Below are 14,913 nucleotides of genomic sequence, written 5' to 3'. Positions count from 1 at the left end.
TTAAGGCAGCCCTGATGCGCGTGGTGACGCTGGCGAGCGCGGACGATTTCGACGGCTGGCGCGATGCCGCGCGCGCGCTTGCCGCCGCCTCCGTGCCGCCCGACGACGTGGTGTGGCAGGTCGGCGAGGCCGCCACCGACCTGTTCGGCGGCGCGCCGACGCCGGTGCCGGAGGCCGGAGCAACCGCCTTTTCCGTCTCGCGCCTGTTCCTGGACACCGCGCGCAACGTGGCGCTGCATTCCGCGCCGGAACGCTGGGCGCTGCTCTACACCGCGCTTTCCCGCCTGCGCACGGCGCCCAGGCTGATGGAAGACGGCGCCGATCCGCTCGTCCGCCGGCTGGAGGGGCTGGCCAAGGCGGTGCGGCGGGACATCCACAAGATGCGCGCGTTTGTCCGCTTTCGCCAGCTGGTCGATCCGGACGGCGCGGAACGCTATGTCGCCTGGTTCGAGCCCGAGCACCATATCGTGCGCGCCAACGCCACCTTTTTCGTCAACCGCTTCGCCGGGATGCGCTGGTCCATCCTGACGCCCGAGGTGACGATCCACTGGACCGGCGAGCGGTTGGAGGAAGGGCCGGGCGCGACCCGCGCGGAGGCGCCGGAGGGCGATCCGGTCGAGGAGGTGTGGAAGACCTATTATGCCAGCATCTTCAACCCCGCCCGGCTGAAGGTCGGCGCGATGGTGAAGGAGATGCCGCGCAAATACTGGAAGAACATGCCCGAAACCGCGCTGGTGCCGGCGCTGATCGCGGGGGCACAAGCGCGGGAGAGCGGCATGATCGAGCAGGCACGGACCAATCTCGGCAGCGGGATCGGCGGCAATATCGAGACCGCCTGGGCCGCGCTGCGCGATGAGGCGGCGGGCTGCACGCGCTGTCCGCTCTACAAGGACGCGACGCAGACGGTGTTCGGCGAGGGCCCGGTCGACGCGCGGCTGATGTTCGTCGGCGAGCAGCCGGGCGACCAGGAGGACCTCGCCGGCAAGCCGTTCGTCGGCCCCGCCGGGCAGGTGTTCGACCGCGCGCTGGGCGAGGCGGGCGTCGACCGCAGCACCGTCTACGTCACCAATGCGGTCAAGCACTTCAAGTTCGAGCAGCGGGGGAAGCGCCGCATCCACTCGAAGCCGGGCGCGGGCGAGATCGAGGCGTGCCGCTGGTGGATCGAGCAGGAGCAGATGCTGATCCGGCCGAAGATGACGGTGGCGCTGGGCGCCACCGCCGCACGCGCGCTGCTCGGCCGCACCGTCACCATCTCGCGCGAGCGCGGCCGCGCATTCGAGCTGCCGGGGGACGGCGGCATGGGCTGGATCACCGTCCACCCGAGCTTCCTTCTCCGCCTGCCCGACGAAGCGGCGAAGCGCGAGGAATATGCCCGCTTCGTGGAGGACCTGCGCGCCGCCGCGGCGGCGATGGACTGAAGCTTGCCGATGTATATACCGCGTTATATAACGCGGTATGCAACGGGAGTGAGCAGATGCGGGACGTGCTGGCGGAAGAAGGTTCGGTGATGCTGGGAAGCCGCCTGAAGCGGCTGGCCGAGCGGTTGCAGGCGGGTGCGGAACGGATCGCCGGCGACTGCGGCCTGCCAACGCAGCCGAGCCAGATGCCGCTGCTCACCGCGCTGTACCGCGAGGGATCGATGACGGTCGGAGATGCGGTGCAGGCAATGGGCATCAGCCAGCCCGCCGTTACCCGCATCCTTTCCCGCCTGGTCGAGATGGAGCTGGTGGAGACCAGCCGCGACGCGCGCGACCAGCGCAGCAAGATGCTGACCCTCACCGCCAGGGGCCGGGAGGCCATGGAGCTCGCGGAAACCGTCCTGTGGCCGCGATTGCGCGCGGCGGTGGACGAAGTCTGCGATGCGCCCGCATTGCTGGCCATGATCGAGGGAATGGAGCGCAGCCTGGCCGAGCGCCCGCTGGACGGGCGCCCGAACGGCGGCCTGGCGATCCGGCGCTTCACCGATGCGCTGGCCGAGGACTTCCACCGCATCAACGCCGAATGGATCGAGGACATGTACCGGCTGGAGCAAACCGATCTCGACGTCCTCCGCAACCCTCGCGCGCGGATCATCGAGCCGGGCGGCGACATCCTGTTCGTGGAGGATCCGGCGCTCGGCATCGTCGGTGCCTGCGCGCTGCAGAAGACGGGTGAGCGCCAGTATGAGCTGACGAAGATGGGCGTGCTGGACAAGGCGCGCGGCCGCAAGGCCGGCGAGTTCCTGCTTCAGGCGGTGATCGCCCGCGCGCAGGCGCTCGGCTGCGATCGGCTTTACCTGCTCAGCAACGCGAAGAGTGCCGCCGCCATCCACCTCTACGAGAAGCTCGGCTTCGTCCACGATGCCGCGATCATGGAGGAATTCGGCAGGCGCTACGAACGGTGCAACGTCGCCATGCTGTATCGTCCGTGACGCGCGGGGGGCTGCCCACGCCGGACAGCCCCACGGAACAGGCTTACGGGTTGCCCTTGCCGCCATGCGCACCGACAGCGGTGCCGGTGGAGAAGCTGACCTCGTCGGAGGCCAGCGTGACGTACAGCGAGGCCAGCTCCGCCGGCTGCCCTGCGCGGCCGAGCGGCGTGTCCTTGCCGAACTCGCCGAGCTTGCCCGGCAACTGCCCGCCGGCGACCTGCAGCGGTGTCCAGATCGGCCCCGGCGCGACCATGTTCACGCGGATGCCGCGCTTGGCCATCTGCTTGGCCAGCCCCTTGGTGAAGATCAGGATCGCGCCCTTGGTGGAGGCGTAATCGAGCAGTTCCTCGCCCGGATCGTAGCTGTTCACGGAGCCGGTGTTGAGGATCACCGAGCCGGGCTTCATCTGCGGGATGATCGCCTTGGACAGGCGGAACATGGCCAGGATGTTGGTTTCGAACGTGCGCACCAGCTGCTCGTCGGAGATCTGGAAGATATCCTCCTTGCTCTGCTGATAGGCGGCATTGTTGACGAGGATGTCCACGCTGCCCAGCCCCTTGATCGCGGCCTGCGCGATCTTGTTGCAGTTCGCCTCGCCGCGAATGTCCATCGGGATGGCGACCGCGCGCTGGCCCGCCTGCTTGATGAGGTCCACCACCTCGCGCGCGTCAGGCTCTTCGGTGGGATAGTAGTTGATCGCCACGTCCGCGCCCTCGCGCGCAAAGGCGATCGCCGCCGCACGGCCCATGCCGCTGTCGCCGCCGGTGATCAGCGCCTTGCGGCCCGCCAGGCGCCCCGAGCCCTTGTAGCTCGTTTCGCCATGGTCGGGCCGCGGGTTCATCTTGCTGGCCAGCGCCGGCCATGGCTGGCGCTGCTCGGGAAACGGCTGGTTGGTGTATTTGGTGCGCGGATCCTTCAAGGGTGCGGCGCCGCCCGCCGCGCCCGCCTGTGCCGCCGCTGCCGCCGCCGCCGGGCTCGCCGCCGCCGCCAGCCCTGCCGCCGCGCCGCCCAGCACCGAACGCCGCGTGGTTCCGTCGTCTGCCATGATGTGTCTCCGGTTGATCGCCTGTTCCGCTTGCCCCCCGAACGGGCGACCGGCCGCTAAGTTCAGGCGGACACGTGCGAAATCGGCACGATGGGCTCAGGTCCGCTCACCCGGCAACGATCCGGCAACATCAAGGCCTCTTCCCTTCCGCGGCATTCTCGCGCAGGCCCCTGGCCCATGATCGAGAAGATTCTGGGGACCCTCGCCGCCTTCACCATCTGGGTGATCTCTTCGGGCGGCTATGTCGGCATCGCCGTGCTGATGGCGATCGAGAGCGCGTGCATTCCGCTGCCGTCCGAGATCATCATGCCGTTTGCCGGCTATCTCGTCTCCACCGGCCGGTTCGACCTGTTCCTGGCGGCGACCGCCGGCGCAATCGGCTGCAACATCGGCTCGATCGTCGCCTACGAAGTGGGCAAGCGCGGCGGGCGGCCGCTGGCGCTGCGCTGGGGCAAGTACGTGCTGATCGGCCCGGGCGAGATCGACGCGGCCGACCGCTTCTTCGCGCGCTGGGGCTCCTCGGCGGTGTTCGTCGGCCGCCTGTTGCCGGTGATCCGCTCGTTTATCGCCTTTCCCGCCGGCGTCGCGCGGATGAAGCTGGTGCCGTTCCACCTGTACACCTTTCTCGGCTCCTGGCCGTGGTGCTTCGGCCTGGCCTGGGTGGGCATGAAGCTCGGCGACAAGTGGAACAGCGATCCGCGGGTGAAGGCCGCGTTCCACTCGGCCGACGCGCTGATCGGCGTGGTGCTGGTCGCGCTGGTCGCCTTCTATATCTGGCACCGGGTGCGCGGCGTGCGGCGCGCGTCCAACACCTAGTCGGCGGCGCGCTCCGCCCGCAGCGCCTGCTGGCAGACGAGGCCGAGCAGCGGGATCGCCAGCGCGAGATAGAGCGCGAGGCCCCGCGCCGGCGACCAGCCCCAACATTCGGACGGCAGCGTGCGGATGTTCCACCCGCGGAACTGCGTCCAGACCGGATCGAGCAGCGGGAACGCATATTCCGGCGGCGCGAGCGTGTCGGCCGCGGCGACCAGCAGGTTGATCGGCAGCGCGAGCGCGAGCAGGCCTATCGCCAGCCAGCGCCCCGCCCCTTCCCGCCGCCACGCCCCCGCCACGCCCAGCGCCAGGAACGCCACCGCCGGCAGCGCGTGGCGCGGCCCGGTGGAATTGCCGCCGTCCCAGTAGAAATAGCTGGCGTTGACGCACAGCACCGCCAGCGCGGCCGCGATGGCGAGCACCACCACCTCCCGCTGGCCGCCCCGCCACAGCCGCCACAGGCCCCAGGGCGCAAGCACCAGCGCCGGGGCGAGCCAGACCAGGCCGCGGCGAAAGCCCAGCGTGATCGCCCACAAGGTCGCCGGCTTGGGCCAGGTCAGCCCGAACAGGCCCTGCTGCATGCCGTCAAAGCCGACCACGCCCGAATAGCCGAGCTTGAACGGCGTGCCGAACGCGAACAGGTTGTAGAGCGGCACCGGTGCGACGAGCACCAGGCCCGCGGCGATCGTCAGCGCCATCGTCCGCAGCGCCAGCGCCCGGGGCAGCACGCGCAGCCGCCACAGCCCCCAGGCGGCGATCACCAGGCCGGGGATCGCGGCGGGAAACTCGATCGTCACCGCCGCGCCCAGCGTGCCGCCGGCGAGCAGCGGGTAGCGCCAGCGGCTCCATTCGCGCAGGCTCGCCGAACCGCGCCAGACTGCCCAGGCGGCGATCACCAGCAGCGCAGCCGCCGGCGCATGGCCGAAGATCGTCCCCGAAAAGCCCCAGATCGGCGACCCCAGCGCATAGGCCAGCGCCGCCGCCGTGCCCGCCGCCGGATTGCCGGTCAGCCCGGTGCCCCAGTCCATCACCAGCACCGCGGCCAGTGCGGTGAGCGTGGCGCAGACCGCCCAAGCCGTCAGCCGCATGCGCAGCCGCATGTAGCGGCCGAACGGCCAGTCGCCCGCGCCAAAGGTATAATCGTCGGCCTTGTCGCCGGTCACCCGGTCCACGGCCCAGACCACGGGCGTCGCCAGCAGGGTGATGCCGGGCGCCTTGTCGATATACCAATGGTCGCCGAAGCGCGCCTTGTCGATCGTCAGGTCCTGGAACTCGTCGATGGTCGCGCGGCCGTGCTCGGCCAGGGCGATCGCGCCGTACAGGCGCGTGCCGTTGTTGGCGTTGAACTCCCACGAGCCGAACCAGCTGCACGAGATCCACACCAGGGCGAACAGAACCGCGGCCAGCCCGTGCGGGCCGCGCGCCAGAGGAGCGGCCGTCATCCGAACAGCCAACCGCCCAGCAGCCGCCCGAACGGCAGCGTGAAGAAGCCGGCAAGCACCAGCGCGCCCGTCACCATGCCGCGCACCTGCCCGCGATGCGCCGCCACGCGGTGCGTGCGCGCGGTCCACCAGATCAGCGGTGCGGCGACCAGCACGTACAGGGAGAGCAGGTGGATGAAGCTGAGATGCCCCGGATGGCTCATGCGCACGCCGAGCGACAGCGCGGCGGTGGCGAGCATGGCGATCACCCACACGCGCCCCAACCGGCGATGCCAGCGATCGCCGCGCGGCCGCAGCAGCATGGGCGGCGTCAGCACCAGCGCGACGAGAACGGTGAGGAGATGCGCCCAGACGATCGCCGGCACCCGCGCCCAGTGGCCGGCACCGCGGACCAAGGCGACGAGCACCACCGCCAGCAACGTGATTGCGGCAAGGGCCAGCACCCGCTCATAGGCGTCCGGGATGATCGGTCTCGCTTGCTTGCCCGCTCGTCCGATCACCGTCGCCATCGCGTCACCCCCAATCGCGCGGGCTCTAGGCGATGTTCGAGGGCAAGCAAAGCATCCGTCCCGCCGGGCGCAGGCCGGGGCGGAACACGGAAGCTGCGACCTACCTGTTGAGCGAGTCTTCCATGTTCTGCTGCTGCGCCTTGCGGGCGGCGTTGGTGCGACGGTTCCGCTGCGCCTCGCGCAGGAAGCAGCCGGTGGAGCCGCCCGGACCGACCGCCGAGCAGCTGCCAGTGCCGTTCACGCCCGGCGTGTCGTCGCTGAGCGCGCGGCGTGCCCAGCTTTCGTTCTGGGGCGTGATCTCCAGCTCGCGCAGTTCCTTGGGAATGCGGAACTGTTCTTCCGGGCTGCGCCGCTCGCACACCACGATCTCGTTGCCGTTGGCGTCGGTGGGGCATTTCTGCGCGCCGTAGATCACCAGCTTGGGCAGCGCCTGTGCCGATGCCGGCGCGGTGCCGGCCAGGGTTCCGGCGAGCGCCACCGCCGCCGCAAGGATCACCTTCATCGCTTCACTCCCGCCGCGCCCATCCGCGGCTCAAATTCGCTTGGCGGTGGCGATCGCCACCTTGCAGCCCAGCCGGATCAGGCCGGACAGGATCGGATAAGCGGGAACGAGCTCGCCGCCGGCGGCGCGCGCCGCCTCGCGATGCTCCACCTCTTCCGCCTGGAAATCGAGCACCGCCTCGGCCAGTTCCGGGTCCTTGGTCCCGATGCCGCCGAGCTGCTCCTCGTAATGCTTGTCGATCTCCGTCTCCACGGCAACGGTGCAGGCCATCGCCGCGCGCGGCCCCAGCGCCGCCGTTACCGCGCCCAGCGCAAAGCCGGCGACGTTCCAGAACGGCTGGAGCAGGGTCGGCCGCACGCCGCGGCGCGCCATCATCGCGTCGAAGAATTCGCGGTGGCGCTCTTCCTGGTTCGCCATGCCGGCGATCTCGCGCGCCAGCGGGTGGCGATCGCCCATCACCGCCAGCTGCCCGGCATAGATGCGCGTAGCGCCGTATTCGCCGGCCTGGTCGACGCGGATCATCGCCGGGATCGGCTCCAGCCGGTCGCCCGGCCGCCACTTGCCTGTTGTGGCCATCAGCGGGGTGCCTTTGCGAACAGGAGGGTGAAGATCGCCAGCGCACCGGCCAGCGAGAACAAGGCGTTGAAGCCGGCCAGCGAAATGCCGAACAGGGTCCATTGCGGCGCATCGCAGCGCACGATGGGCGCTTCCATGATCCGCGCGAGGATTGCGTCCGCCGAGCCGCCGCCGGCCGCCGCCGTGGTGGTGCAGGCGGTGATGCCCTGCCACCAGTGGTATTCCACGCCGGCATGGAACGCGCCGATCGCGCCCGAGGCCAAGATCGCCAGCCCCGCCAGCAGGACCAGCGCACGCACCGGCCCGGTGCCGCGCACAACGAACGCCAGCCCCGCCAGCACGATCGCGGCGTAATGCGGCCAGCGCTGCCAGTGGCACATCTCGCACGGGTACAGGCCGCCCAGATATTGCGAGCCGAGCGCGCCCGCCATCAGCGCGGCGGGCACCAGAAGCGCCAGGAAGCGCGCGGCAAGAAGGCGCGGCGGCATGGGTCAGCGGCGCGCCAGCGTGGTCGGTGCCGCGGTGGCCAGGCGACCCAGCGTCTTCAGCGCGTAATCGAGCTGGAAGTCCTCGATTCCCTTGGCCTTCAGCTGCTCGGGCGTGGCGGCGAAGCGCGGATCCTCCTTGGTGTCCTCTTCCAGCACCTTGTCGTCGGCCTTCACCTCGTTGATGAGGTGGCGGCGCAGGTCGGACTCGCGGAACACCGGCCGGCTCTTGTAATCGGCGTCGCTGATCTGCGGCACGCGCACGTCCGGCTGGATGCCGCCTTCCTGCACCGATCGGCCCGACGGCGTGTAGTAGCGCGAGGTGGTGAGCCGCAGCGCGGTGTTGTTGCCCAGATCGAGCACCGTCTGCACCGATCCCTTGCCGAACGACCGCTCGCCCATCACCAGCGCGCGGTGCTGGTCCTGCAGCGCGCCCGCCACGATCTCGCTGGCCGAAGCGGTGCCCGCGTTCGTCAGCACGATCACCGGCAGCCCGTGCGCCAGGTCGCCCTTCACATAGGCTTCGGCATAGAAGCGCTCGATGTCGCTCTTCTCGCGCCCGCGCTCCGACAGGAGCTCGCCGCGGTCGAGGAACACGTCCGCCACCTTCAGCGCCTCGTCGCGCAGGCCGCCGCCATTGTCGCGCAGGTCGATGAGGTAGCCGACCGGGTCATGGCCCAGCGACTTGTTGATCGCCACCATCGCCGCGCGCACATCCGCGCCGGTCGTCTCGGAGAAGGTGTTGATGTTGAGGATGCCGACGCCCTCCTTCACCTCCCACTTCACCGGCCGCTGCACGATCTTCTCGCGCACCAGCGCGACGTCGAGCGGCTTGTCGCGGCCGGGGCGCACAAGGGTGAGCGCCACCTTGCTGCCGGGTTGCCCCCGCATCTTGCTGATCGCCTCGTCCAGGCTCATGCCGTAGATCAGCTGGCCGTCGATATGGGTGATATAGTCGCCGGACTTGATGCCCGCCCGATAGCCCGGCGTGTCCTCCTGCGGCGAGATCACCTTCACCGCGCCGTCTTCCATGGTGACGGTCAGGCCCAGGCCGCCATAATTGCCCTGCGTCTGGATGCGCAGGTTTTCGTAATCCAGCCCGGTCTCGAACGCGCTGTGCGGATCGAGCGCGGCGAGCATGCCGTCGATCGCGCCCTTCAGCAGCGTCTTGTCGTCCACCTTGTCGACATAGGTCGCCTTGACGCGGTTGAAGACGTCCATGAACTGGTCGACCTCGCGATAGGTGCCGGTGTCGACGGCCGCCATCGCGCCGGTGGCGGCGGGAACAAGCGCAAGCGCGGCTGCAATGGCGGTGGCCTGAAGCAGCGAACGAGAGGGGGAACGAGGCATGAAGGTTCCTGAAACGGGCAAGCGCTCACTCTAGCCGGTAAGTTGGGGTGGATCAAAGCAATGTCGAGGTGAACGGCGGCTGAGCATCACCCCACCAGCGCCGCGATGTCCACCGGGCGGCCGCGACGGCGCAGCTCCACCGTGATGCGCGGCGCCTCGCCCCATCCGGCGCGACCGAGCGGCGCACCCTGCGCCACCTGCCGCCCCGCGCGCACCGTCGTCTCGGCCAGGCCGGTGATCAGCGTGCTCCAGCCATCGCCATGGTCTAGGATCACCACCCGCCCATAGCTGCGATAGGAGGCGGCATAGGCGACGCGCCCGGCCGCCGGCGCCGACACGCGCGCGCCCGGTGTCACCGCCAGCGTCAGCCCCCGGGCGCGCACGCCCGCTTCCGAAACCTCGCCCAGACCCGTGCGCAATTCGCCTGCGACCGGCAGGCGATAGGGCGCGGCATTGCGCGGCCAGCGGACCGCGGCGGCAGTTTCTCCCGGACGGGGCAGCGGCCCGGGCAGGGACGCGAGTTCGGCGCCGGTGGCGGCGGCATCCTCCGCTTCCTCCGCCGCGTCGACGAGATCGCGCGCCCGCTCGCCCAGCGCGATCGCCCGGTCCGATTCGAACAGGGCCGTGCGCCCCAGGGCGGCCGCGCGCAGGCGATGCCCGGCCTCCGCCTGCACCTGCGCCAGCCGCTCGCCATCGAGCCGGCCGCGGCTTTCGGCCAGCGCGCGGGTGGCGAGCCGCGCCTGCCCTTCCAGCACATGTGCGCGGGCAAGCTCCTGGCGCAGCGCCGCGGTGCGCGCGCGCATGACCGGCAGCGCGGTGGACAGCACGGCGCGGACATGAACGAGGTCGTCCACCGATCCCGGCTGCACCACCGCGGCCAGCGCCGGGCGCCCCGCCAGCGACTGCAACGCCGCGACCAGCCGAACGATCGGCCCCTGCGCGCCCTCCAGCCGCTCCCGCTGGGTGCCCAGCATGCGCCCCACCAGCGCCAGCCGCGCCTCGCCCGCGCGAATGTCCGCCTCCGCCTGCACGATGCGCGCGGCAAGCGCGGCCTGGCGTGTTCGGGCGGCGCGCGCCGCGTCCTTCTCCTGCGCGGCCTCGGCCTCCAGCGCCGCCGACCGACGCGCCGCCGCCCGCGACCGGGCGCGCGCATCGGCCAGCGCCGAACGCTGGTCCTGCGCCGGCAGCGCGGCGGCCAGCGCGGCAGCGGCAAGCGCACCTGCGGAAATCAGGCCGAGGCGCATGACACGGCTCCCACCGGCGAAGGGAAGAACGGCATGGCCGAGCCGCAGCGTACCCGCGCGAAGGCGGGGGCCCAGCGCCACAAGCCGGATCGCCCGCGGCTCTGGAGTCCCGCCTCCGCCGGAACACCAGTGCCAGCAGGTCCGCCGTTTGCCGCGGAGAGGCGCTGATGGCACACCACCCTCATCCCTCCCGATGGTACGGGTGACCCGCAAGGATCGAAGTCGCGCGGAACAGTTGCTCGGCCAGCATCGCGCGGGCCAGCAGGTGCGGCCAGGTCGCCCGGCCGAACGAGAGCAGGAGGTCCGCGCGGGCGCGCTCCGCATCGTCGAACCCGTCGGCCGCGCCCAGCAGAAAGCGCGTCTCGCGCACCCCGTCGTCGCGCCACCGTCCCAGCCGCTCGGCGAACGCCTTGGACCCGAGCGGCTCGCCCAGCTCGTCCAGCAGGACGACCTTCGTCTGCGGCGCCGCGTCCGGCATCTTGCCGCCGGTGTCGGGCAGCTCGCTGTGCCGGGTGGGCCAGTTGATCCGCTTCAGGTAGCGGTCCACCAGCTCGGCCTCCGGCCCGCGCCCGATGCGGCCGCGCGCGACGATATGCAGCAGCACCGGCGCGCCAACCGTGACCGGATCAGGCGCCCGGCTGCGACGCGGCGGCGGGCGCGGGGGGAGCGTCCCCGAACGCCCACATCCGCTCCAGATTGTAGAAGGTGCGCACTTCCGGGCGGAACAGGTGGACGATCACGTCGCCCGCATCGATCAGCACCCAGTCGGCGGTGGGCAGGCCTTCGATGCGCGGCGTGCGGCCGACCTCGGCCTTGATCTTCTCGGCGAGCTTCACCGCCATGGACGCGACCTGCCGCGTGGAGCGGCCGCTGGCGATCACCATGTGATCGGCGATGCTCGACTTGCCGGCGAGCGGGATCGAGATCGTCTCAACCGCCTGGTCGTCCTCCAGCGACTGGAGGATCAGGCGATGCAGCGCGTCGACCTCCTCCGGACTGGAAGGGCGAGGCGCGGGAAAGGAAGAGGCCAAGGAAGTTCCTATGCTGATGGAGGGGGTGGCGGCACGGCGCCGGCCGTGTCGAACCGGAGACGCCAGGCCGGATCGGCCGCACGCAGCCGGGTCGCGGAAGTCGGATCGGGTCGGAAGCGCAACAGCACGAGGGCCGGCAAACTCCACTTCGTCCAGTTCTTCGCCTGGTCCACGGGCCGCCTGTAGCGCCGCAACCAGCCCATGGCGGGGGCCGCCTGGGCCTCCGCATCATAGCCTGGCCGCGCGACAACCGCAATCGGAACCGTGCGCGCGATCCCGCGCCAGTTCCGCCACCGGTCGAACTGCGCCAGATTGTCCGCCCCCATCAGCCACACGAACCGGAAGCGCGGATAGCGCCGGGTGAGCCTGGCGAGCGTGTCGGCGGTGTAGCGCGTGCGCAGCGCCACCTCGATCGCGGTGGGCCGGATCGGCGCATGCCGCGCCATCGCGCGTGCAGAGGCGAGCCGCGCGGCAAGCGGCGCCATGTCGCCCGCGCCCTCCTTCAGCGGGTTTCCCGGCGACACCAGCCACCAGACCTCGTCCAGCCCCAGCGCCTGCAACGCCGCCAGGCTGATGCGCCGGTGCCCCGCATGGGCCGGGTTGAAGGAGCCGCCGAGCAGGCCGATGCGGCGCGTCATCGCCCTCCGGACCGCTTGCGCATCTGTTCCGCCGCCATCAGGGGCGCACCTGCCCCGTGCCGCGCCCGATCCACTTGTACGTGGTCAGCCCCTCCAGCGCCACCGGGCCGCGGGCGTGGAGGCGGCCGGTGGCGATGCCGATCTCGGCGCCCAGCCCGAACTCGCCGCCATCGGCGAACTGGGTGGAGGCATTCCACAGCACGATCGCCGAATCGACCGCCGCCAGGAAGCGCTCCGCAGCTTCCTTGTCCTCGGCAACGATCGCGTCGGTATGGTGCGAGCCGTGGCGTGCGATATGCGCCAGCGCCTCCTCCACGCCGTCGACCAGCGCGACCGAGGCGATCGCCTCGAGATATTCGGTGTCCCAATCCGCCTCGCTCGCCGCCCCCACCGCCGGCTCCAGCAGGCGCACCGCCGCATCGCCGCGCACCTCGCATCCGCTGGCGAGCAGCGCGCGGATCAGCGCCTCCGCCTGCGGATAGCCGCGATCGATCAGCAGCGTCTCCATTGCCCCGCAGATGCCGGTGCGGCGCATCTTGGCGTTGACGACGATCGCCTCCGCCATCGCCGGATCGGCGGATGCATGGACATAAACATGGTTGATCCCGTCGAGATGCGCGAGCACCGGCACCCGCGCCTCCGCCTGGACGCGCGCCACCAGCCCCTTGCCGCCGCGCGGCACGATCATGTCGATCAGGCCGTCGGCCGCGAGCATCGCGCCCACCGCCGCGCGATCGGTGGTCGGCACCAGCTGCACGGCGTCGGCGGGCAGGCCGGCCTGGCCGAGCCCCTGCGCAAAGGCGGCATGGATCGCGCGGTTGCTGCACATCGCTTCCGATCCGCCGCGCAGGATCGCCGCATTGCCCGCCCGCACGCACAAGGCGGCGGCATCGGCCGTCACGTTGGGCCGGCTTTCGTAGATGATCCCGATCACCCCGATCGGCACGCGCACCCGCGACAGGGCAAGGCCGTTGGGCCGCACCGTCGTGTCGATCACCTGCCCCGCCGGATCGGCGAGGCGGGCCACCGCCGCCACGCCATCGGCCATGCCGGCGATCCGTTCCGCAGTGAGCGTCAACCTGTCGAGCATCGCCGCGGACAGGCCGCCCGCGCGCGCGGCGGCCAGGTCCTCGGCATTGGCCGCCAGGATCTCCGCCTCGGCCCCGCGCAGCGCCTGCGCGGCGGCGATCAGCGCCCCTGCCTTGGCCTCGGCGTCCGTGGCGGCAAGCACGCCCGCAGCGCGCCGGGCGCGGGCGCCCAGATCGGCGATCAGGTCGACGGCGGCGAGCGGCTCGGTCATGCCCTTGCCTAGCACGCGGTTGTACCTCCGCCAAAGGCTTCCCCCGCGCGCGCTTTTGTGTAGCATCGGGCCATGTCGGGGGAAATGGCAGCGGCGGGGGATCTCGCCATGGGGGCGCTGGTGGCGCGGCAGTTCGAGCCGCATGCGGGCGAGGTGTCGCACGGTGCGCAGGCGGGGCACGGGCTGTGCCTGAACTGCGGCACCGCGCTGGTCGGCAGCTTCTGCCATGCCTGCGGGCAGAACGGGCATCTGCACCGGACGATCGGCTCGATCGGCCACGACATCCTGCACGGCGTGTTCCATTTCGAAGGCAAGATCTGGCACACGCTGCCGATGCTGGTGTTCCGGCCGGGCGCGCTGACCCGCCGCTACATTGCGGGCGAGCGGGCGCGCTTCGTGTCGCCGATGGCGCTGTTCCTGTTCTTCGCCTTCCTGATGTTTGCCACGCTGCACACCTTTGCCGGCGAGCCCGAGCTGCCGATGGGCGGCAACCGGCAGGAGATCGCGCGCCACACGGTGGACGCGAACCTCACCCGCGCCCGCAAGCGGGTGGCCGACGCGCAGGCCAGGGACCGGCAGCGCGGACTGAGCACGCCGAGCGCCGAGCTGAAGTCGGAACAGGAGGCGCTGGCCGCGCTGGAGACGGCGAAGCGCAGCGTGGAGACGATGAAGGGGGGCGAGGACGACTTCGTCTTCTCCGACATCAAGACCGGCTGGAAGCGGCTCGACAAGGGGCTGCACAAGGCCAACGAGAACCCCAACCTCGCGCTCTACAAGCTGCAAAGCTCGGCCTACAAATACAGCTGGGCGCTGATCCCGATCTCCGTGCCGTTCGTGGCCATGCTGTTCCTGTGGCGGCGGCGCTTCGGCCTGTACGACCATGCGATCTTCGTCACCTACAACCTGGCCTTCATGCTGTTGCTGGTGACGGCGCTCACCGTGGCCCGTTCGGCGGGCGCGCCGGGGTGGATCTTCGGCGCGAGCGTGATCTTCGTGCCGCCCGTGTTCATGTTCGCGCAGCTGCGCGGCGCCTATTCGCTGCGCAAGCGGTCGGCTCTCTGGCGCACGGTGGCGCTGACGGTGTTCGCCTGGGTGGCGCTGATCCTGTTCGTGTGCCTGCTGCTGGCGCTGGGCCTGCTCGGCTGATGGAACCAGTATGGCGGCCAGGTCTTTGCATCTGCGATGCCGGACGATAGGCGCCGGGGTGAAACAGCGGAGACTTTGAGCATGGATCGGGAAGCACGCATCCGCGCGCGCGCTTATGGCATCTGGGAAGCGGAAGGCTCCCCGGAAGGGCAGCACGAGAATCACTGGGCGCGCGCGGCCAGCGAGATCGACGGCGAGCACGGATCGACCGAGGGAGGCGCGCAGTCCCCGGTGCTGGAAGACGCCGGCACCGCGGCGGAGGCCTCTGCGGCAGCCCCCGCGACGCCGGCCAAGCGGGCGACAAAGGCGTCCACCAAAGCTCCCGCCGCGGCAAAGACCCCGGCCACCAAGGCGGCCGCGGCAAAGCCGGCGGCCCGGACATCACGCGGCAAGGGCAAGACGCCGGCCTGATCGGGCAGGCC

Annotated in this window: 17 protein-coding genes; 5 read left to right on the top strand and 12 right to left on the bottom strand. The window is 70.8% G+C overall.

The features are described from left to right. Positions 1-14 precede the first annotated feature (14 nt). Positions 15-1,418 (top strand): UdgX family uracil-DNA binding protein, encoded by a 1,404-nt coding sequence (locus DVW87_RS14420; protein ID WP_114688511.1) that lies wholly within the window; start codon positions 15-17, stop codon positions 1,416-1,418. 56 nt (positions 1,419-1,474) lie between these two features. Next, positions 1,475-2,410, top strand: coding sequence for a bifunctional helix-turn-helix transcriptional regulator/GNAT family N-acetyltransferase (locus tag DVW87_RS14415; RefSeq protein ID WP_114688510.1), 936 nt, complete (start codon positions 1,475-1,477; stop codon positions 2,408-2,410). A gap of 43 nt (positions 2,411-2,453) precedes the next feature. Here the strand turns inward: DVW87_RS14415 and DVW87_RS14410 are convergent, their stop codons facing one another. Next, a complete protein-coding gene (locus DVW87_RS14410; RefSeq protein ID WP_114688509.1) occupies positions 2,454-3,455 on the bottom strand; it encodes an SDR family oxidoreductase in 1,002 nt (333 codons plus the stop codon). 177 nt (positions 3,456-3,632) lie between these two features. Here DVW87_RS14410 and DVW87_RS14405 point away from each other — a divergent pair, with 177 nt between their 5' ends. Continuing rightward, on the top strand, positions 3,633-4,271 hold the full coding sequence (locus DVW87_RS14405) for a DedA family protein (protein ID WP_114688508.1): 639 nt from the start codon (positions 3,633-3,635) through the stop codon (positions 4,269-4,271). Here the strand turns inward: DVW87_RS14405 and DVW87_RS14400 are convergent. The 11 genes from DVW87_RS14400 to DVW87_RS14350 form a co-directional block, all read right to left on the bottom strand. Further along, positions 4,268-5,710, bottom strand: a complete 1,443-nt coding sequence (locus DVW87_RS14400) for a hypothetical protein (RefSeq protein ID WP_114688507.1) — start codon at positions 5,708-5,710, stop codon at positions 4,268-4,270. The two genes, DVW87_RS14405 and DVW87_RS14400, sit on opposite strands and share 4 nt — an antisense overlap. Then, positions 5,707-6,219: a DUF2306 domain-containing protein gene (locus tag DVW87_RS14395; protein WP_114688506.1), complete on the bottom strand. Its 513-nt coding sequence runs from the start codon at positions 6,217-6,219 to the stop codon at positions 5,707-5,709. Before DVW87_RS14395 ends, DVW87_RS14400 begins: the two co-directional genes overlap by 4 nt. A 100-nt stretch (positions 6,220-6,319) precedes the next feature. Continuing rightward, positions 6,320-6,721 (bottom strand): hypothetical protein, encoded by a 402-nt coding sequence (locus DVW87_RS14390; RefSeq protein WP_114688505.1) that lies wholly within the window; start codon positions 6,719-6,721, stop codon positions 6,320-6,322. 30 nt (positions 6,722-6,751) lie between these two features. Further along, positions 6,752-7,297 carry a demethoxyubiquinone hydroxylase family protein gene (locus tag DVW87_RS14385; protein ID WP_114688504.1) on the bottom strand — a complete coding sequence of 182 codons (546 nt, stop codon included), beginning with the start codon at positions 7,295-7,297 and terminating at the stop codon, positions 6,752-6,754. After that, a complete protein-coding gene (locus tag DVW87_RS14380) occupies positions 7,297-7,785 on the bottom strand; it encodes a disulfide bond formation protein B (RefSeq protein WP_114688503.1) in 489 nt (162 codons plus the stop codon). Before DVW87_RS14380 ends, DVW87_RS14385 begins: the two co-directional genes overlap by 1 nt. 3 nt (positions 7,786-7,788) lie before the next feature. After that, positions 7,789-9,132, bottom strand: coding sequence for a S41 family peptidase (locus DVW87_RS14375; protein WP_114688502.1), 1,344 nt, complete (start codon positions 9,130-9,132; stop codon positions 7,789-7,791). Positions 9,133-9,218: 86 nt separating this feature from the next. Further along, the gene (locus tag DVW87_RS14370; RefSeq protein WP_114688501.1) at positions 9,219-10,376 is read right to left on the bottom strand and encodes a murein hydrolase activator EnvC family protein; all 1,158 of its coding nucleotides are present in this window, start codon (positions 10,374-10,376) and stop codon (positions 9,219-9,221) included. Between the two features lie 181 nt (positions 10,377-10,557). Further along, positions 10,558-10,980: a 23S rRNA (pseudouridine(1915)-N(3))-methyltransferase RlmH gene (locus DVW87_RS14365; RefSeq protein WP_114688500.1), complete on the bottom strand. Its 423-nt coding sequence runs from the start codon at positions 10,978-10,980 to the stop codon at positions 10,558-10,560. A 22-nt stretch (positions 10,981-11,002) separates the two neighbouring features. Continuing rightward, a complete protein-coding gene (rsfS, locus tag DVW87_RS14360; protein ID WP_114688499.1) occupies positions 11,003-11,407 on the bottom strand; it encodes a ribosome silencing factor in 405 nt (134 codons plus the stop codon). Positions 11,408-11,415: 8 nt separating this feature from the next. Further along, the gene (locus tag DVW87_RS14355) at positions 11,416-12,045 is read right to left on the bottom strand and encodes a nicotinate-nucleotide adenylyltransferase (RefSeq protein WP_114688498.1); all 630 of its coding nucleotides are present in this window, start codon (positions 12,043-12,045) and stop codon (positions 11,416-11,418) included. 37 nt (positions 12,046-12,082) lie between these two features. Further along, positions 12,083-13,345 (bottom strand): glutamate-5-semialdehyde dehydrogenase, encoded by a 1,263-nt coding sequence (locus tag DVW87_RS14350; RefSeq protein WP_114688497.1) that lies wholly within the window; start codon positions 13,343-13,345, stop codon positions 12,083-12,085. A 72-nt stretch (positions 13,346-13,417) separates the two neighbouring features. Between DVW87_RS14350 and DVW87_RS14345 the strand changes: the two genes are divergently transcribed. Together DVW87_RS14345 and DVW87_RS14340 are read left to right on the top strand one after the other, a co-directional pair. Continuing rightward, a complete protein-coding gene (locus DVW87_RS14345; RefSeq protein ID WP_114688496.1) occupies positions 13,418-14,491 on the top strand; it encodes a DUF3667 domain-containing protein in 1,074 nt (357 codons plus the stop codon). An 81-nt stretch (positions 14,492-14,572) separates the two neighbouring features. Then, positions 14,573-14,902 (top strand): DUF2934 domain-containing protein, encoded by a 330-nt coding sequence (locus DVW87_RS14340; protein ID WP_220149829.1) that lies wholly within the window; start codon positions 14,573-14,575, stop codon positions 14,900-14,902. Positions 14,903-14,913 lie beyond the last annotated feature (11 nt).

The organism is Sphingomonas aracearum (assembly GCF_003345355.1).
In the GTDB taxonomy this organism is placed as follows: Bacteria; Pseudomonadota; Alphaproteobacteria; order Sphingomonadales; family Sphingomonadaceae; genus Sphingomonas; species Sphingomonas aracearum.
Note: the sequence above shows the minus strand (reverse complement) of the source record. Positions and strands in the feature narration are given on the sequence as shown.